This window comes from Kerstersia sp., assembly GCF_052103615.1.
In the GTDB taxonomy this organism is placed as follows: domain Bacteria; phylum Pseudomonadota; class Gammaproteobacteria; order Burkholderiales; family Burkholderiaceae_B; genus Kerstersia.
This window is the reverse complement of the sequence record NZ_JBQEKA010000003.1, coordinates 9280-26910: the sequence shown is the minus strand read 5'-3', so window position 1 is coordinate 26910 and position 17631 is coordinate 9280. Positions and strand designations below refer to the sequence as shown.

Sequence of the window (17631 nt, the reverse complement as noted above, 5' to 3'; positions counted from 1 at the left end):
GGAGCTGGCATGAAGGTGACATTTATTGGCCTGGGGGCAATCGGCCTGCCTATGGCGTTGAATATTCAGGCTGCCGGGCACTTGGTGACTGGCGTGGAGCTTTCCCCGGCGGGCCGGGAGCGGGCCGCGGCGGCTGGTGTGACGGCGGTGGCGGGGCTGGCGGCAGCGCCCGCCGCCGAGGTAGTCGTGGTCATGGTGGCGACGCCGGAACAGCTGGCGCAGGTGGTAGATAGCGTGCTGCCGGCCGCGCAGACACAATATTGGGTGGTGATGTCCACGGTTGGCCCGGATTGTGTGTGTGAGCAGGCTGCCAGGCTGGCGGCGCTGGGCGTGACAGTAGTGGATGCGCCGGTGACGGGCGGCGTGGCCCGCGCGGAAACTGGCGAGCTGATGATTTTCGCCGCCGGGGCGGAGCCGGCAATCGCAGCGGTGTCGCCCGTGCTGGACGCCATGGGCACGGTGCGCCCGGTGGGTGACCGCGCCGGGGACGGGCAGGCGATCAAGGTCGTCAATCAGCATCTGTGTTCGGTGCATATCGTCGCGGCGGCCGAGGCTTTGAGCCTGGCGCAGTCTCTGGGCCTGGATCAGCGTTTGGTGCTGGACCTGGTCAGCCGCGGCGCGGCAGGGTCTTGGATGCTGTCCGATCGCGGCCCGCGCATGCTGGAAGGAACCGATACGCGGGTGACCAGCGCCATCGGCATCTTCGTCAAAGATAGCGGCCTGGTGGCGCAGGCGGCGCGGGAATGCGGCGCTGCCACGCCTTTGCTGGACGCGGCGCATGACCGCTATCTGCAGGCGGAAAAGCAGGGCCTGGCGGCGCGTGACGACAGCCGGGTCATTGAAACCTGGCAATAGCACAGGCGCAGGGCAGGCCGGTGCCGTGACCGGTAAAAAAAACAGATAAAGGGGGCCAGGCATCGTTATTGCCCGTCCCCCGTCGAATGATAAGAACGGAGACAAACCATGAGTAACACGACAGCGGCGCAGGCCGGGTCCAGGGATAGCGCATCCAAGGTTTCCTTTGCATCCATGATTGGATCCGCAGTGGAAAGCTACGACTTTTTCATATACGGAACGGCTGCGGCGGGCTGGTTCGGCAAGATCTTCTTTGATACCGACGAGCCGGTCATTGGTGTGCTGGCAGCCTTCGCGACCATGGCCGTCGGCTTCCTGATGCGGCCCCTGGGCGGCTATCTGGCGGGCCATTATGGCGACCGCATCGGCCGCAAGGCGGTATTGCTGTGGTCTTTGCTGGCCATGGGCGTGGCGACGGTCCTGATCGGCGCCTTGCCCACGTATGCGCAGGCCGGGGTTCTGGCGCCCATTCTTCTGATTTTGCTGCGCATGGTGCAAGGGCTGGGCTTTGGCGCCGAATGGAGCGGCGCGGTGCTGATGGCGTGCGAGCACGCGCCGCCCAGGCGGCGGGGCTTTTTCGGCGCAGTGCCGCAGATTGGTATTCCGCTGGGGCTGTTGATGGCCAATGGCGCTTTCCTGCTGTCTGGCGCCTTGCTGGAAGGGGATTGGGTCTGGCGGGCGCCGTTCCTGGCCTCCATCCTGATGGTCGCGGTGGGCACCTATATCCGTCTGGGCGTGGAAGAGTCGCCGGAATTTGAACAAGTGAAGGCCGCCAACACGATGGTGGAGCGCCCTGCGCTGGAAGTCATGCGGCGTGATTGGGGCAAGATCCTGCGCATCATTGGCCTGCGCCTGGCGGAAACCGGCGGCTATTACATTGCGACCAGCTTCATGCTGTCCTATGTGCTGCTGGCCGGCGTGACAACGCGGGATAATGTGTTGTGGGGCACGATGATCGGGTCCGCGCTGGGGCTGATCAGCCATTTGTTCTATGGCGCCCTGAGCGATCGTATTGGCCGCAAGCCTGTGTTCCTGCTCGGGTCGCTGTTCACGATCGCATTCGGCATCCCGATGTTCATGCTCATCAATACCGGGGCGGCCATGATGGTCATCGTGGCGATCTCGCTGGCGCTGCTGTTGAGCCATGACCCCATCTTCGCGGTGGAGTCCAGCTGGTTCTCTGAACAGTTCCCTGCCAATGTCCGTTCGTCGGGCATTTCCCTGGGCTACAACGGCGCGTCCGTCGTGGCGGGCCTGTTGCCGTTTATTGCGACGGGTCTGTACAGCATGGTGGGCTGGATAGGGCCGGCAGTGTTGTTTTCGCTGCTGGGCGTCGTATCGACCTGGTGCGCGGTGTCGATGCGGGAAACGGCGCCGGTCGTGCTGGAACGCAGGGGAATGCCGCCGGCGGCCTGAGGCCGGAACGTGGCTGGCGCCGCAGCGCCGCGGGGATGCGCTGCTGCTTGTGGATAAGTGCGCTATAATTACGCGGAAATATCATATAACTCAATGGCTTGCGAATGATATTCAGTCTCCCGGCCTTGCCGGGGGCGGATTCGCAGGCCATGGCCCGCACCGCACTGCCCATGTCCGTCGAAGTCCTCGCACTCGGTTTGAATCACAGCACGGCACCGCTCGCGGTGCGCGAGCGTGTGTCGCTGTCGGAAGAAATCATCCGGCCGGCGATCGCCTGTCTGCGCAGCGCATTCGGCAAGGGCGTGCGCGAAGCCGCCATTCTGTCCACCTGTAATCGCACCGAGATCTACTGTGCTGCCGAGCGCAGCGCAGCGGCGGAACTGCCGGCCTGGCTGGCCAGCTATCAGCAGCTGGATCCGCACGACCTGTATCCCTATCTGTACCGCCATGATGGCGACGCTGCCGTGCGGCATGCTTTCCGTGTCGCCAGCGGCCTGGATTCCATGGTGCTGGGCGAGCCGCAGATTCTGGGCCAGATCAAAAGCGCGGTGCGTGCCGCCGGAGAGGTCGGCGGCCTGGGCGTGACGCTGAACCAATTGTTCCAGCGCACGTTCGCAGTCGCCAAGGAAGTGCGCACGCAGACGGAAATTGGCGCGCATTCGGTCTCCATGGCGGCGGCAGCCGTACGCCTGGCAGAGCGTGTGTTCGGCGATCTTTCCAAGACTCGCATGCTGTTCATCGGCGCGGGCGAAATGATAGAGCTGTGCGCCACGCACTTTGCCGCGCGCCAGCCGGCAGGCATGATGGTGGCCAACCGCACGCTGGAACGCGCCGAGCATCTGGCTGGGCGTTTCGCGGCATCGACCATGAAGCTGTCCGAATTGTCCAATCGCCTGGCGGAATTCGATGTGGTCGTGTCCTGTACGGCAAGCTCCCTGCCCCTGCTGGGGTTGGGGATGGTCGAGCGCGCGGTGCGCATGCGCCGTCACCGCCCCATGGTGATGGTCGATCTGGCCGTGCCGCGGGATATCGAGCAAGAGGTCGGGCGTCTGGATGATGTCTATCTCTACTCGGTCGATGATCTGGGGCGGCTGGTGCAGCATGCCAGCGACGCGCGCCGTGCGGCGGTCCTGCAGGCCGAAGCCATCATTGATGCGCGGGTGCATAACTTCATGCACTGGCTGTCTTCGCGTGCGGTCGTGCCGGCGATCCGTGATCTGCATGAAGCCGCCGATGTCATGCGCCAGCAGGAGCTGGAGCGCGCCCGGCGCGCGCTGGCGCGCGGCGAAGCGCCGGAAGCGGTGCTGGAACAGCTGGCGCACGGCCTGACGCAGAAGTATTTGCATGGCCCCATGGCAGCGCTCAATCAAAGCCCGCAGGACGAGCGCGAGCAGCTCATGCACTGGCTGCCGCGTCTATTCCCCTCCGCGCGCGACCGCCGCCGTTAGCGGCGCTATTCTTGCCATTGCTGCTTGCCGGCGGTACCGCATCGCCGGCCCGATCCCGTTTTTGCCTGGTTTTTATGAAAGCATCCATGCGTGCACGGCTGGAACAGTTGTCCCGCCGTTTGACCGAAATCGACGCCTTGCTGGCGCAGCCGGATATTGCCAGCGACCGTGGCCAGTTCCGCAAACTCTCGCAAGAGCGGGCGGAGCTGGAGCCCGTCACGACGGCCTTCAATGCCTATGTCGAGGCCGAAGAGGGCCGCCTGTCGGCGCAGGAACTGCTGTCGGACCCGGAAATGAAGGCCCTGGCGCAACAGGAAATGCAGGATTGCCGCGAGCGCATGGAAGCCCTGGAAGCGGATTTGCAGGTATTGCTGCTGCCACGGGATCCTGACGACGGGCGCAGTGTGTATCTCGAAATCCGCGCCGGGACGGGCGGCGATGAAAGCGCTTTGTTTTCGGCGGATTTGCTGCGCATGTATTTGCGCTATGCCGAATCGCGCGGCTGGCGCACTTCGCTGATTTCAAGCAGTGAATCCGAGCTGGGCGGCTACAAGGAAGTGATCGCCCGCATCGAGGGCGAGGGTGCCTATGGCCGCCTGAAGTTTGAATCGGGCGCGCACCGCGTGCAGCGGGTGCCGGTCACGGAAACCCAGGGCCGGGTGCATACGTCGGCCTGCACGGTTGCCATCATGCCCGAGGCCGATGAGGCCGGTGAAATCGTGATTCAGCCTGCGGACCTGCGCATCGACACCTTCCGCGCCAGCGGCGCGGGCGGCCAGCACATCAACAAGACGGATTCTGCCGTGCGCATCACGCACTTGCCGACCGGGCTGGTGGTGGAATGCCAGGATGACCGCTCGCAGCACCGCAACCGCGACAAGGCCATGCAGGTGCTGGCCGCGCGTCTGAAAGACAAGGAGCAGCGTGAGCGCCAGTCCAAGGAGGCGGCGCAGCGCAAGAGCCTGGTGGGTTCGGGTGATCGTTCAGAACGTATTCGTACCTACAATTTCCCGCAGGGCCGGATGACGGACCACCGCATTAACCTGACGCTCTATAAGCTGGGAGCCATCATGGAAGGCGATCTGGATGAGTTGACGGGGGCCTTGCTGGCCGAGCATCAGGCCGAACAGCTGGCAGCGCTGGGCGAGGATCTGTAATGGCGCCCGGCCAGGACGCCGCCGCGCCCGCAGGCCTGCGGAACATCCGCGCAGCGCTGGCAGCCTGCGGCCTGCCGCGGCTGGAAGGGCGCATGTTGTTGTCAGCCCTGTTGGCGCGCCCGCATGCCTGGCTGGTGGCGCATGATGACGATCTCTTGCCCGCCTTGTTGGCCGAGCGGTTTGACGAGCTGGCCCAGCGGCGCCGCGACGGCGAACCCATGGCGTATTTGCTCGGCACGCGTGAATTCATGGGGCATGAATTCCAGGTGTCGCCCGCCGTGCTGATTCCGCGGCCTGATACCGAAGTGCTGGTGGAGCAGGCGCTGGCGGAACTGCAACGCCTGGGGCCGGGGGCGCGTGTGCTGGATATGGGGACAGGCAGCGGCGCCATCGCCATTTCCCTGGCCCTGGCCACGCCGCAGGCGCAGGTAACGGCCAGCGATGCCAGCCCGGCGGCGCTGGCCGTGGCCCAGGACAATGCCAGACGTTTGGGCGCAACAGTTGAATTTCTGGCCGGAGACTGGTTTGCTGCTTTGCAGCAAAAAGCGCGGTACGATCTGATCGTATCCAACCCGCCTTATGTGGCCGCGGGCGATCAGCATCTGGAACAGGGCGATGTGCGCTATGAGCCGCGTATGGCCTTGACGGACGAGGCCGATGGCCTGGCGGATATTCGCGCGATTGCGGCGGGGGCGCCGGCCTGGCTGAATCCTGGCGGGGCGCTCTGGTTGGAACATGGGTGGGATCAGGCGCCGGCAGTCAGGGAAATCCTGGCCGGGGCAGGATTCCAGCGAGTGAATAGCCATGCGGACCTTGCGGGAATAGACCGTATTTCTGGTGGTTACCTATAATTTCCTGTTTTCTTCACGCCGTGCGGTACGAGGCAATGCCGCCCTGGCCCAATGCCCGCGTCATGCCTAGGCAAAATGCCCCGTTTGAGGGCAGTCTATGGCGCAGCGTGGGGTATTTTTTAGCGAGCCTGATATGAGCGACGTCCAATCTTTTATCCGCGAAACGGTTACGGGCCATCCCGTGGTGCTGTTCATGAAGGGAACCGCGCAATTTCCGCAATGCGGTTTTTCCGGCAAGGCCATCCAGATCCTGAAGTCCTGTGGCGTCAAGAAACTGGTCACGGTCAATGTGCTGGAAGACGCAGAAGTGCGTCAGGGCATCAAGGAATATTCCAATTGGCCGACCATTCCGCAACTGTATGTGGCGGGCGAATTCGTGGGCGGTTCCGACATCATGGGCGAGATGCACGCCAGCGGCGAACTCAAGACGCTGCTTGACGAGGCAGGGGCGACGCAGTGAGCCGCGCAGGGCGCCGCCGCTTGGTCATAGGTATGACGGGCGCGACGGGCGCCCTCTACACGGTGCGCCTGCTGCAGTTGCTGCGGGAGGTGCCCGATGTGGAAACCCATCTGGTCATTTCTGCCAGCGGTGTGCTGAATCTCAAGCATGAGCTGGATATCGGCCGCAGTGAATTGCAGGCGCTGGCCGATGTGTCATACAACATCCGCGATGTCGGGGCGACGCTGGCCAGCGGCGCGTTCGATACCGCCGGCATGATCGTCGCGCCGTGTTCCATGCGGACCCTGGCTGCGATCGCGCACGGCCTGTCAGACAATCTCATCACGCGCGCGGCGGATGTGACGCTCAAAGAGCGCCGCCGCCTGTTGCTGATGGTGCGCGAAACGCCTTTCAATCTGGCGCATCTGCGCAATATGACCGCCGTGACGGAAATGGGCGGCATTGTCTTTCCCCCGCTGCCGGCCTTCTACCACCGGCCTGCGTCGATTGAGGAAATGGTGGACCATACCGTTGCGCGCATGCTGGATATGTTCGGCATCGACGTCGGCGGGCCCGAGTGGCAGGGTTCGCGGGAATCCTGATACGGCAGGCTGGCGCCATCCGGGCCAGGTGACACTGGCCGGGCGCGGCTGTCAGCCTGGCTCAGCCTGCCATTGGCGGCTGATGGCAATTGCCTGGCGCCAGCGGCGCAGTTTTGTCTCGCGTTGTTCGGCACACCAGCGGGGTTCAAAGCGCTTTTCGGGCTGCCACCGCGCGGCGACATGGGCAGCTTCCTGCCAGAGCCCGCAGGCCAGTGCGGCGAGCGCCGCTGCGCCCAGGGCGGTGGATTCCAGCTCCCGGGGGCGCACCACAGGGATGCCGAGGAAATCCGCCTGCATTTGCATCAGCAGATCATTGCGTGCCGCGCCGCCATCCACGCGCAGCTCGGTCAGGGCGATGCCGCTGTCCCGGTGCATGGCATCAAAGACATCCGTGCTTTGCAAGGCGATGGCTTCCAGTGCGGCGCGGGCAATATGGGCGCGGGTGGTGCCGCGTGTCAGGCCGACAAGCGTGCCGCGTGCGTAGGGGTCCCAATACGGAGCGCCGAGACCGGTAAAGGCCGGCACCAGATAGGTATCACCGCAATCTGCCACACTCGCCGCCAGGGCTTCGATATCGCCGGCCTGGTGAAACAGGCCCATGCCATCGCGCAGCCATTGCACGGCGGCGCCAGCGACGAACACGCTGCCTTCCAGCATATGGCTGGTCTGGCCGCCGGCCAGTGTCCAGCCTATGGTGGAGATCAGTTTCTGGGTGGAGAGTCTGGGTTCGGCGCCGACATTCATCAGCATGAAGCAGCCGGTGCCGTAGGTGTTTTTGGCCATGCCGGGTTGCAGGCAGGCTTGCCCGAAGGTGGCGGCCTGCTGGTCGCCGGCCATGCCGCCCAGGGGAATGGCGCCGCCGAAATGTTCGGCCAGCGCTTGCCCGGCCAGGGCGCTGCTGGGCAGAATTTCAGGCAGCAGGCTGCGCGGAATCTCCAGGCAGTCCAGCAGCGCATCGCTCCAATCCTGGGTATGCAGGTCGAACAGCAGCGTGCGCGAGGCATTGCTGGGGTCAGTGCGGTGCAGCGCGCCACCGGTCAACTGCCAGGTCAGCCAGGTATCCACAGTGCCGAAGGCCAGTTCGCCGCGCTCGGCCGCCGCCCGGGCGCCCGGTATGTTTTCCAGCATCCATGCCAGTTTCACGCCGGAAAAATAGGCATCCAGCGGCAGCCCGGTGCGCTGGCGCAGGAAGTCTTCGTGCCCGGCGGCGCGCAGGCGTTCGCAGATGGCGGCGGCGCGGCGGTCCTGCCAGACGATGGCACGGCCCAGCGGGCGGCCGGTGGCGCGTTCCCACAAAATCGTGGTTTCACGCTGGTTGGTGATGCCGATGGCGGCGATATCGGCGGCGCTCAGCCCGGCATTGCGCAGGGCCGTGCGAGCCGTATCCCTTTGGCTGTGCCAGATTTCCATGGGGTCATGCTCCACCCAGCCGGAGTGCGGGTAGAACTGGCGGATTTCCTGCTGACCCAGGCCGCAGACCTTGCCATCGGCATCGAAGACGATGGCGCGTGAACTCGTTGTGCCCTGATCCAGGGCAAGCAGATAAGAGGCGCGGGCGTGAGGCATGGCGGGTCTCCTGGCGGGCGGCCCCGCCTATCGGTCAGCTGCGTTTTTCCAGTTGCGCGCCCGCATCGGCGGGCAGGCGCCGGAACGAAAGCGCGGAGGCCACGCACAACAGGCCGATGGCGATGAAGCCGGCCATGATGTCGGGCTGGGCCAGGTTCGTGTCGCCCCGCAGGCGCATGGAAACGTTGATGGTGGCAGCCGCCACGCCCACGCCCAGGCTGATGCCCAATTGTTGCGCCATGGCGGCGAAGCTGCTGGCGCGGCTCATGTCGGCATGGCCGACCTCGGCGTAGGTCAGCGAGTTGACGCCCGTGAATTGCAGCGAGCGGAAAAAACCCCCGAGCAGCAGCACGGCAATCATGACCCAGGCCGGGGTGCTGGCGGTAAAGGCGGCGCAGGCCACGATAAACACGCCGGTCAGCAGGGCATTGACCGACAGCACGCGGCGAAAGCCGTAGCGCTTGATAAGCGGCGTGGCGACCAGCTTCATCAGCAGGGCGCCAGCGGCCCCGGCGAATGTCACCATGCCGGCTTCCATGGCTGTCCGGCCGAAACCGACTTGCAGCAGCAGCACCAGCAGGAAAGGTGAGCCGCCCACGGCAAAACGGCACAGATTGCCGCCCAGCGTGGCAATGCGGAAAGACGGCAGGCGCATCAGGCGCAGGTCGATAATGGGGAAGGGCGTGTGCCGGGCATGCAGCAGGTAAAGCAGCCCGCACACCACGCCGGCCGCCACCAGCGCCAGCAGCTCCAGCGGGCTCAGGCTGCCATGGCCGATGGCATCGAAGGCGCTGACCAGTGAGGCCAGGCAAATGGCGCTCAGCAGGAAGCCCAGCAGATCCAGCGGGGTGCGATCCAGCGTTGGGGCTTCCCGGATGAAATGGTGCACCAGGAACAGGCCCAGGATGCCGATTGGGATATTGATCAGGAAGATCCAATGCCAGGATGCGTAGGTCACCAGCAGCCCGCCCAGCAAAGGCCCGATGACGGGGCCGATGAGCGCGGGCATGGAGAGCAGCGACATGGCGTTCACCAGGCGCGATTTGGGCACGGTGCGCAGCAGGATCACCCGGCCCACGGGGACCATCATGGCCCCGGCCAGCCCCTGGAAGGCGCGCGCCGTCACCAGCCAGGAAATGGACGGCGCGATGGCACAGGCCGTGGAACTGAGCGTGAACAGCAGAATGGCGCTTTGAAAGACCCGCTTGGCGCCGAAGCGGTCCGCCGCCCAGCCGCTGATGGGCACGAAAACCGCCACGGTCAGCAGGTAGGTGGTGATGAGCACGTTCATCCGCACCGGCGTGGTGTCGAATGCCTTGGCCATGGTCGGCAGCGCAATGGCGACGACGGTGGCGTCCAGCATTTGCATAAACAGCGCGCAGCCGACGATATAGGGAATCATCCTGGCTTGCAGGTTGTCCGGGCTGCGGGAAAGACGGTCTGTATCTGATGGCGTCATGGACGACATTGTAAATGGGCTGGTCTTGGGAAGTAGGGTGCGGGTTGGTAGAATCAGGGGGAGAGGGAAATATTGCCGCTTCAGCGGGCTGGCAGCAGGGTTTCCCGCCGCACTGGCAGTCGTGTGGCGCTTGGCGGGTACTTTTGCGAGTTGCCTTGCCGGTTGCATGCGCTATGTTTGCCGATTTTTCTTGAAAAGCCCGACGCTGGAGCCTCCATGAGCAAGCCAACCTGTTACGAATCTGAAATCACCCAGTTCCTGCACCAGTACCGCGATAAACACCCTGGCGTGGAAGAGCGCCAGCTGGAAGGCCGCGCCCGCCTGTGGGACAAGGCGCAGGACCTGGAGTTGCAGGAGCGTCTGCGCGCCGCGCGCGTGCCGCAGCGCCCGTACGTCTATCAGAACGACTGATTCCCCATGACGATGGCGGCGCCGCAGGATTTGGATGCGCTCATGAATCCGTCACAGGATTCAACGCCCGAGGTCGTGGACCATGTGGCCTTGGCGCGTCTCTACGGTGAACCGCTTTTTTCCATTCCCCAGGACCTCTACATTCCGCCGGAAGCGCTGGAGGTATTCCTGGAAGCCTTCGAAGGGCCGCTGGATCTTCTGCTGTATTTGATACGCAAGCAGAATTTCAACGTGCTGGATATCCCGATGGCGGAAGTGACGCGCCAGTATCTGTCCTATATTGAACAGATACGCGCGCAAAATCTTGAATTGGCGGCAGAGTATCTGCTGATGGCCGCCATGCTGATTGAAATCAAGTCGCGCATGCTGCTGCCCGTGCGTAAGGCAGATACCGACGAAGAGGTCGAGGACCCGCGCGCCGAGCTGGTGCGCCGGCTGCTGGAGTACGAGCGCATGAAGCTGGCCGCGCGCGAATTGTCCGAGCTGCCAGTGCTGGGGCGTGACTTTCAGCGCGCCCAGGCGTTTCCTGATATCAGCGTATCGCGCGCCTTGCCCGATGTTAGCGTCGAAGATTTGCGCGCTGCCTGGGCCGATATCCTCAAACGCGCCCAGCTGAATGCCAGCCACCAGATTACCCGCGAGCAGCTCTCGGTGCGCGAGCACATGACGCATATCCTGCGCCGTCTGGGGGATGTGCGTTTCATGGAGTTCACAGCTTTGTTCGTCGAGCGCCTGGAAATGGGCGAACCGGCCGCAGTCATTGTGGTGCATTTTCTGGCCATGCTGGAACTGGCGCGGGAGTCGCTGCTGGAAATCACGCAGGCTGAGCCTTATGCGCCTATTTATGTGCGCCTGACTTACGCCCCGGCCCAGGACGACGCGGAGCTTGGCGGCGGCTACTGAGGCGAACCGGCTGCCAGCGGGCGCTTGCCCGCCGCGCGCAGCCAGCCTGGGCGGGCTCCTTAGGATGCCCAGGCTGGCTGCGCGCGGGGCGCGATGGGGCGCGATGGGGCGTGAAAATGGGGGCGTGGAATGGGGGGATTCCGTCCTGTCAGAACTGACAGTTACCCTCGGGTCAGGGCCGGTGACAGAATGAAGTCTCTTTCTGGGAGACTGGCATGGCGGCATGGGGTGGCGGCAACTGGCGGCAGGGAGCGGGCCGTGAGGCGGGGCCGCAGGGCCTGACGGCGCGTGAACGCCAGGTGTTGGAATATATTGCCGCAGGGCGCTCGAACAAGGTGGTGGCCATCGACCTGGGCATTTCCATGCGCACGGTGGAAAAGCACCGCGCCCGGATTTTCAGCAAGCTCGGTGTGCGCAATGCGGTGGAGCTGGTGCATAGCTGGTATGGCGCCACGCCGCAGCCTCCGCCTGAGATCCCGCTGGGCGCCGGGGCGCTGCGGCTGGCCGAGCCGCCGGCCGTCTGGGCCGGTGACAGGCCGGGGCGCCAGCCCGCCAGGGGCGGCACTGCCGCAGAACCATGCCGTCAAACGGCTTATCCACAGATTTATCCACAGGAGCTTCGGGCGCTGTCAGGGAATTCGCCGTCCTGCTGCTGCAGGGTATGCGGCAGCGCTTTGCCTGCATTGGGAACGGTCGCGGGCACTGCCGGGCAAGCTGCCGGCGCACGGGCCGCTGCCGTTCGCAAGCCTGGTGTTTAACTCAGGGCGGCTGACAGGAAAGAAAAAACCCTAATTAAAGTAGGGGATAGCGCCAAAAACCATTGCAGAGGTACAGTTAGGTTTGATTTGTTGCTATGATGCGGGCGCCGCGAAGGTGACGCGGTGCGTTTGCTATTGCCGATCGCAAGCGTGTCGCCATCGCCGGTTTTGCTCCATCGCCACTTTTGAAGCGCCTGCCCTGCAAGCGTTCTCTGCCCTGGCTTTCGGCCTTGCGCCGCAAGCTGTCACAGGGTCGGATGAGGGTCTATGACTGGGACTTCGTTTGTGGTGGCCACAGTTTCCATATAGGTCGAGTGATGCAACGAAAGGGGCCTGCCGTCAGGGTTGTGAAATGAAACAGAGACTATTAGGTATTTTCTCAGTAGCGCTAGCTGCTGTTGTGCTCGCTGCTTGCAGCGAAGCCGTGGTGCTGAACTCCAAGGGTGAGATCGGACAGCAGCAGGTCGCCCTGATTTACCAGGCTTTCGGCTTGATGCTGATTGCGGTCATCCCGGCCATGGTGCTGACCGTGCTGTTTGCCTGGAAGTATCGTGCGTCCAACACGAAAGCCAAGTATCGTCCCAAGTGGTCACACTCGACGGCGATTGAAGTGGTGGTCTGGGGCATCCCCTGTCTGATTATCGCTTTCCTGGCCTACGTTACCTACGTCACTTCCCATAAGCTCGACCCGTACCGTCCCATCGAGTCCGATCAGCCGACGCTGCCGATTCAGGTCGTGTCGCTGGATTGGAAGTGGATGTTCATCTATCCGGAACAGAACATCGCCACGATCAACGAGATCGCCATTCCGGTGGATCGTCCCGTGCGTTTCGACATTACGTCGGCCACCGCGATGAACGCTTTCAATATTCCGCAGCTCGGCGGCATGGTGTATGCCATGGCCGGCATGCAGACCCAGTTGCACCTGATCGCCAATGAGCCGGGGACGTACTTCGGCCAATCGACGAACTACAGCGGCGCAGGGTTCTCCGGCATGCGCTTCCAGACTTATGCTGTGTCTAACGCTGAATTCGATCAGTGGGTGGACAAGGTGCGCCAGTCGCCCGCCGTGCTGAATGACGCCAGCTATGACCAGCTGATGGTCAAGAGCCGCAATAACAAGCCGGAATACTTTGGTTCGGTGCAGCCTGGCCTGTTCCTGCAGATCCTCGACACCTACATGGGTGGCCGCATGGATCCCGACCTGGTTCAACAGGTTGAGGCAGCCGGCAAGAGCCAGCGCCAGCAGCATCATCACCAGCCGCGTTCGGACGCATCGGCGCCCGCCGCAGCTGAGCATGCCGCCGATGCCGTGGAGCACGGCGCTGCGGAACAGCCCGCCGCTGGTCAGGGCGAGAATGCCGCCGTCGAAGGCGCGCAGCATGATGGCCAGGCGCACGGCGCCGCCGTCCAGCACTAGTAGGGTAGCGAGGACTCAGCAATGCTAGAAAATATCTCTCCGAATGCGATCCCCACCGATCCTATTTTCGGAAAACTTACACTCAACGCCATTCCGCATGATCCCATCGCTTTGTCCGCTGCGGCGGGCGCTGCGGCGGGTATCGTCGCCCTGGTGCTTCTGGTGACCTTCCTGGGCCGCTGGAAGTGGCTCTGGAAAGAATGGTTCACCTCCGTCGATCACAAGAAGATCGGCATCATGTATATCCTGGTTGCCCTGGTGATGCTGATTCGCGGTTTCGCGGATGCCATCATGATGCGCAGCCAGCTCGCGGTCGCCACTGGCGGCAACGAGGGTTACCTGCACCCTGAGCACTACGACCAGATCTTTACCGCGCACGGCGTGATCATGATCTTCTTCATGGCCATGCCTTTCATGACCGGCCTGATGAACATCATCGTGCCGCTGCAGATCGGCGCGCGCGATGTGGCCTTCCCGCTGTTGAACTCGCTCAGCTTCTGGCTGTTCGTGGTCGGCGTCGCCCTGGTCAACGTGTCGCTGGGTATCGGTGAATTCGCCACGACGGGCTGGCTGGCCTATCCGCCGCTGTCGGGGATCGAAATGAGTCCGGGGGTCGGGGTCGATTACTATATCTGGAGTCTCCAGATATCAGGCCTGGGAACCTTGCTGACTGGCGTGAACTTCATCGTCACCATTCTGAAGATGCGTGCCCCTGGCATGGACATGATGAAGGTGCCGGTGTTCACCTGGACCGTGCTGTGCTCCAGCATCCTGATCGTCGCTGCCTTCCCGGTGCTGACCGCTACGCTGGCCATGCTGTCGCTGGACCGCTACCTGGGCATGCATTTCTTCACGAATGACATGGGCGGCAACCCCATGATGTACGTGAACCTGATCTGGATCTGGGGTCACCCCGAGGTCTATATTCTGGTGCTGCCTGCTTTCGGTATCTTCTCCGAAGTGGTGTCCACGTTCTCCGGCAAGCGTCTGTTCGGCTACAAGTCGATGGTTTACGCCACGATGGCGATTGCCTTCCTGTCGTTCATCGTCTGGGTGCACCACTTCTTTACCATGGGAGCGGGGGCCAACGTCAATGCCTTCTTCGGCATCATGACGATGCTGATATCAATCCCGACAGGGGTGAAGATCTTCAACTGGGTCTTTACCATGTACGGCGGACGGGTGCGTTTCTCGGTGCCCATCATGTGGACGCTGGGCTTCCTGATCACCTTCGCCATCGGCGGTATGACCGGCGTGCTGATGTCCGTGCCTGCTGCTGACTTCGTGGTGCACAACAGTCTGTTCCTGATCGCCCACTTCCATAACACCATCATCGGTGGCGTGGTGTTCGGCTACATCGCAGGCTTTGCTTACTGGTTCCCGAAGGCGACCGGCTTCAAGCTGAACGAATTCTGGGGCAAGGGCGCCTTCTGGGGCTGGCTGATCGGTTTCTACGTGGCCTTCATGCCGCTGTATATCCTGGGCTTCATGGGCATGACGCGCCGCATGAACACGACGGACTACGAACCGTGGGTGCCGTACCTGTGGGTGGCATTCGTCGGCGCAGGTATCGTGCTGCTGGGTATTGCTTGCCAGTTCATGCAGGTGATCGTCAGTTTCTTCCAGCGCAAGAAGCTGGCCGATGTGAGCGGCGACCCGTGGGATGGCCGTACGCTGGAATGGGCGACTTCCTCGCCGCCGCCGTTCTACAACTTCGCCGTGGTGCCCTACGTCGATGATCTGGAACCGGTGGTCAAGGCCAAGGAAGAAGGCCGCTTCCGTCAGCGTCCTGCCAAGTACGAAGACATTCACATGCCGCGCAGCACTGGCGTGGGCCTGATCATCAGCGGCTTCCTGCTGGCAATGGGTTTCGCCCTGGTCTGGCACATCTGGTGGCTGGCCATCGTCGGCTTCGTCGGTGCCATCGTTACCTTCATCGTGCGTTCCTATGATGACGATATCGACTACTGGGTCCCTGCGGCCGAGGTCGAGCGCATCGAGAACGAGTACTATCAACGAATGAAACAGCAGGCGGCCTAAGTCATGTCTACTGATGTCCTGAAAAACAATGCAGCGCATGGCGGTCATGACGACCATGCGCACCACGACAGTGGCGAGAACACGGTCCTGGGCTTCTGGATCTACCTGATGACGGACTTGATCATCTTCGGATGCTTGTTCGCCGTCTATGCCGTGTTGGGCCGCAGCTTCGCTGATGGCCCGACCAGCAAGGAAATCTTCAGCGAAAACCTGAATCTGATCCTGATCAACACTGCGTTCCTGCTGGTCAGCAGCCTGAGCTCCGGCCTGGCCATGCTGGCCCGCCACAAGGGTGGCCAGAAGGCCATCAATGGCGTGGTGTTCTGGCTGTTCATCACCTTCCTGCTGGGCGCGGGCTTCGTTGCCATCGAACTCTATGAGTTCCGCCACCTGATTTCGGAAGGCTTCGGCCCGGACCGCAGCGCGTTCCTGTCGGCGTTCTTCACGCTGGTCGGCACCCACGGCCTGCACGTGTCCATCGGCCTGCTCTGGATCCTGATCCTGATGCACCAGGTCAAGACCAAGGGCGTGACGGCGACTAACTACACGCGCTTGAGCTGCTTCAGCCTGTTCTGGCACTTCCTGGACATCGTCTGGGTCTGCGTCTTTACCTTTGTCTACCTGTTTGGAGTGCTCTGATGGCTCACGACAATCATGTCGATTCCTTCGGCGCCAGCCATGGCAATACCAAGTCGTATATCCTCGGCTTCATACTGTCCGTCATCTTCACCGCCATTCCGTTCTGGCTGGTGATGGAGCGGGTGGCAGGCAATAACATCCTCAGCAACGGCGCGCTGATTGCCGTTCTGGGTGTGTGCGCCATCCTGCAGGTGCTGGTACAGGTGGTGTTCTTCCTGCACTTGAGCACGTCCTCCGAGCAGCGCTGGAACTCGATGGCTTTCATCTATACGGCCATCACGCTATTCATCGTCATTGTTGGCTCCATCTGGATCATGATCCACGTGCATGACAACATGATGGTGTATTAAGCGGCTGATTCGAAGTCGTGTAATGCTTAAGGATTACCTGCAGGTCACGAAGCCCGGAATCATCTACGGCAATCTGGTTTCCGTCGCTGGCGGTTTCCTGCTGGCCTCGCAGGGAAAGGTGGACTGGGCTTTGTTCCTGTCCACCTTGTTGGGCGTCGCGCTGGTCATTGCATCGGGCTGCGTGTTCAACAACTACATCGACCAGGATATAGATGCCCGGATGACGCGCACGCGCAACCGGGCATTTGTGGTGGGGCGTATTTCCGGGCCCGCAGGCCTGGCCTATGGCACCGTGCTGGGCCTGGGCGGCCTGGCGATCCTGTACTGCCTGACCAATGTCCTGGCGTTTATCTTTGCGCTGGTGGGTTTCGTGGTGTACGTGGGGGTTTACAGCCTCTGTACCAAGCGGCGCTGGGCGTCATCCACGATTTTCGGCAGCTTCTCTGGCGCCGCGCCGCCGGTTATCGGGTATTTGGCCGTGCGCGGCCACCTGGATGCCGGCGCCTGGTTCCTGCTGCTGATCTTCTGCCTCTGGCAAGTGCCGCACTCCTACGCTATCGGTATCTTCCGCCATGCGGATTACCGCATTGCCGGCGTGCCGGTGCTGCCAGTGAAGCTGGGCGTGGATGCCGCCAGGCGCCATATCGTCGGTTTCGTGGTGCTGTTCCTGCTGTCGGTCTTTACCTTGCCGTTGGCCGGGTATGTGGGCTGGATCTACGTCGTCGCGGTAGGTGGCATGTCGCTCTACTGGTTGTGGGTCAGCCTGCAAGGCTGGCGGACGACGGATATCAATGCCTGGGCGAGACGGGTATTCTGGATTTCCATCATCATTGTCGTGGTGCTCTGCATTGCGCTGGCGGTGGATTACCAGCCGATCTGATTCCCTGGGCTCAGACAGGCAGACAGGCAAACGCCCGAGGCCTCCTGGCACAAAAAACGCTGCATGCCTGATGGGCATGCAGCGTTTTTTTATGCGCGCGCTTTGGGTGGCGCGGCCCCGGTTTTTGCTTTGGGGCTTGCGGGGGCTGGCGGGGGCTGGCGGGAGTTTACGGGGGAGCTTGGCCTGCCGCCTTTATTCGCCAGTCAGGTCGCCTAGCGCGGCAGCCGCATCGGCGCGCTGGAACTGGCCGCGTTCAGTCTTGAGATAGACGACGCGTTCGCCAGCCGCCAGCATCACTTCCTGCACACCTGGCACGGCTTGCAAGCGGGCTTGCAGGGCGGGCAGGTCCTGGTCTGCCAGCGGGCGCTTCAGGCGCAGGGTGGCGGCCGAAACGCGTGGCGGTTCTTTCATGCCCAGCATCAGCAGCCACCACAGGA

At 62.8% G+C, this 17631-nt stretch carries 18 protein-coding genes; 15 read left to right on the top strand and 3 right to left on the bottom strand.

Annotated features, from left to right (window positions below; genetic code table 11):
- Positions 1-9: 9 nt before the first annotated feature.
- The 7 genes from ACTJGZ_RS01475 (at position 10) to ACTJGZ_RS01445 (ending at position 6768) form a co-directional block, all read left to right on the top strand.
- The gene (locus tag ACTJGZ_RS01475) at positions 10-855 is read left to right on the top strand and encodes an NAD(P)-dependent oxidoreductase (RefSeq protein ID WP_441661180.1); all 846 of its coding nucleotides are present in this window, start codon (positions 10-12) and stop codon (positions 853-855) included.
- 108 nt (positions 856-963) lie between these two features.
- Positions 964-2271, top strand: coding sequence for an MFS transporter (locus ACTJGZ_RS01470; RefSeq protein WP_441661179.1), 1308 nt, complete (start codon positions 964-966; stop codon positions 2269-2271).
- Positions 2272-2441: 170 nt separating this feature from the next.
- A complete protein-coding gene (gene hemA / locus ACTJGZ_RS01465) occupies positions 2442-3719 on the top strand; it encodes a glutamyl-tRNA reductase (protein ID WP_441661261.1) in 1278 nt (425 codons plus the stop codon).
- A 74-nt stretch (positions 3720-3793) separates the two neighbouring features.
- The gene (prfA, locus tag ACTJGZ_RS01460; RefSeq protein ID WP_441661178.1) at positions 3794-4876 is read left to right on the top strand and encodes a peptide chain release factor 1; all 1083 of its coding nucleotides are present in this window, start codon (positions 3794-3796) and stop codon (positions 4874-4876) included.
- A 35-nt stretch (positions 4877-4911) separates the two neighbouring features.
- Positions 4912-5727, top strand: a complete 816-nt coding sequence (gene prmC / locus ACTJGZ_RS01455; RefSeq protein WP_441661260.1) for a peptide chain release factor N(5)-glutamine methyltransferase — start codon at positions 4912-4914, stop codon at positions 5725-5727.
- 133 nt (positions 5728-5860) lie between these two features.
- Positions 5861-6187: a Grx4 family monothiol glutaredoxin gene (gene grxD / locus ACTJGZ_RS01450; protein ID WP_441661177.1), complete on the top strand. Its 327-nt coding sequence runs from the start codon at positions 5861-5863 to the stop codon at positions 6185-6187.
- On the top strand, positions 6184-6768 hold the full coding sequence (locus tag ACTJGZ_RS01445) for a UbiX family flavin prenyltransferase (RefSeq protein ID WP_441661176.1): 585 nt from the start codon (positions 6184-6186) through the stop codon (positions 6766-6768). The genes grxD and ACTJGZ_RS01445 overlap by 4 nt, the downstream gene beginning before the upstream one ends.
- Positions 6769-6819: 51 nt before the next feature.
- Here the strand turns inward: ACTJGZ_RS01445 and glpK are convergent, their stop codons facing one another.
- Positions 6820-8334, bottom strand: coding sequence for a glycerol kinase GlpK (gene glpK / locus ACTJGZ_RS01440; RefSeq protein ID WP_441661175.1), 1515 nt, complete (start codon positions 8332-8334; stop codon positions 6820-6822).
- A gap of 34 nt (positions 8335-8368) precedes the next feature.
- Complete coding sequence (locus tag ACTJGZ_RS01435; RefSeq protein WP_441661174.1) at positions 8369-9793, bottom strand: DHA2 family efflux MFS transporter permease subunit; 1425 nt, start codon at positions 9791-9793, stop codon at positions 8369-8371.
- A 216-nt stretch (positions 9794-10009) separates the two neighbouring features.
- Between ACTJGZ_RS01435 and ACTJGZ_RS01430 the strand changes: the two genes are divergently transcribed.
- The 8 genes from ACTJGZ_RS01430 (at position 10010) to cyoE (ending at position 17194) form a co-directional block, all read left to right on the top strand.
- On the top strand, positions 10010-10204 hold the full coding sequence (locus ACTJGZ_RS01430) for a DUF3460 family protein (protein WP_441661173.1): 195 nt from the start codon (positions 10010-10012) through the stop codon (positions 10202-10204).
- A 12-nt stretch (positions 10205-10216) separates the two neighbouring features.
- The gene (locus ACTJGZ_RS01425; RefSeq protein ID WP_441661259.1) at positions 10217-11107 is read left to right on the top strand and encodes a segregation and condensation protein A; all 891 of its coding nucleotides are present in this window, start codon (positions 10217-10219) and stop codon (positions 11105-11107) included.
- Positions 11108-11322: 215 nt separating this feature from the next.
- Entirely contained in the window at positions 11323-11865 is a 543-nt protein-coding gene (locus ACTJGZ_RS01420) for a response regulator transcription factor (RefSeq protein WP_441661172.1), read from the top strand.
- A gap of 352 nt (positions 11866-12217) precedes the next feature.
- Positions 12218-13285: a ubiquinol oxidase subunit II gene (gene cyoA / locus ACTJGZ_RS01415; protein WP_441661171.1), complete on the top strand. Its 1068-nt coding sequence runs from the start codon at positions 12218-12220 to the stop codon at positions 13283-13285.
- Positions 13286-13348: 63 nt separating this feature from the next.
- On the top strand, positions 13349-15325 hold the full coding sequence (gene cyoB / locus ACTJGZ_RS01410; protein WP_441661258.1) for a cytochrome o ubiquinol oxidase subunit I: 1977 nt from the start codon (positions 13349-13351) through the stop codon (positions 15323-15325).
- 3 nt (positions 15326-15328) lie between these two features.
- Positions 15329-15964 (top strand): cytochrome o ubiquinol oxidase subunit III, encoded by a 636-nt coding sequence (gene cyoC / locus ACTJGZ_RS01405; protein WP_441661170.1) that lies wholly within the window; start codon positions 15329-15331, stop codon positions 15962-15964.
- On the top strand, positions 15964-16314 hold the full coding sequence (cyoD, locus tag ACTJGZ_RS01400) for a cytochrome o ubiquinol oxidase subunit IV (protein ID WP_441661169.1): 351 nt from the start codon (positions 15964-15966) through the stop codon (positions 16312-16314). The genes cyoC and cyoD overlap by 1 nt, the downstream gene beginning before the upstream one ends.
- 22 nt (positions 16315-16336) lie before the next feature.
- Positions 16337-17194 carry a heme o synthase gene (gene cyoE / locus ACTJGZ_RS01395; RefSeq protein WP_441661168.1) on the top strand — a complete coding sequence of 286 codons (858 nt, stop codon included), beginning with the start codon at positions 16337-16339 and terminating at the stop codon, positions 17192-17194.
- A 192-nt stretch (positions 17195-17386) separates the two neighbouring features.
- On the opposite strand, the gene ACTJGZ_RS01390 is transcribed toward cyoE, so the two are convergent.
- The coding region (locus ACTJGZ_RS01390) for a hypothetical protein (RefSeq protein WP_441661167.1) at positions 17387-17631 on the bottom strand (245 nt) is incomplete at its 5' end.

Excerpts from the sequence above, each read along its gene's own strand:
- ACTJGZ_RS01475 (WP_441661180.1), top strand. The coding sequence starts at position 10 with ATGAAGGTGACATTTATTGGCCTGGGGGCAATCGGCCTGCCTATGGCG.
- ACTJGZ_RS01420 (WP_441661172.1), top strand. The coding sequence starts at position 11,323 with ATGGCGGCATGGGGTGGCGGCAACTGGCGGCAGGGAGCGGGCCGTGAG.
- ACTJGZ_RS01425 (WP_441661259.1), top strand. The coding sequence starts at position 10,217 with ATGGCGGCGCCGCAGGATTTGGATGCGCTCATGAATCCGTCACAGGAT.
- ACTJGZ_RS01430 (WP_441661173.1), top strand. The coding sequence starts at position 10,010 with ATGAGCAAGCCAACCTGTTACGAATCTGAAATCACCCAGTTCCTGCAC.
- grxD (WP_441661177.1), top strand. The coding sequence starts at position 5,861 with ATGAGCGACGTCCAATCTTTTATCCGCGAAACGGTTACGGGCCATCCC.
- ACTJGZ_RS01435 (WP_441661174.1), bottom strand. The coding sequence starts at position 9,793 with ATGACGCCATCAGATACAGACCGTCTTTCCCGCAGCCCGGACAACCTG.
- prfA (WP_441661178.1), top strand. The coding sequence starts at position 3,794 with ATGAAAGCATCCATGCGTGCACGGCTGGAACAGTTGTCCCGCCGTTTG.
- cyoD (WP_441661169.1), top strand. The coding sequence starts at position 15,964 with ATGGCTCACGACAATCATGTCGATTCCTTCGGCGCCAGCCATGGCAAT.
- cyoE (WP_441661168.1), top strand. The coding sequence starts at position 16,337 with ATGCTTAAGGATTACCTGCAGGTCACGAAGCCCGGAATCATCTACGGC.
- cyoA (WP_441661171.1), top strand. The coding sequence starts at position 12,218 with ATGAAACAGAGACTATTAGGTATTTTCTCAGTAGCGCTAGCTGCTGTT.
- cyoC (WP_441661170.1), top strand. The coding sequence starts at position 15,329 with ATGTCTACTGATGTCCTGAAAAACAATGCAGCGCATGGCGGTCATGAC.
- hemA (WP_441661261.1), top strand. The coding sequence starts at position 2,442 with ATGTCCGTCGAAGTCCTCGCACTCGGTTTGAATCACAGCACGGCACCG.
- ACTJGZ_RS01470 (WP_441661179.1), top strand. The coding sequence starts at position 964 with ATGAGTAACACGACAGCGGCGCAGGCCGGGTCCAGGGATAGCGCATCC.
- glpK (WP_441661175.1), bottom strand. The coding sequence starts at position 8,334 with ATGCCTCACGCCCGCGCCTCTTATCTGCTTGCCCTGGATCAGGGCACA.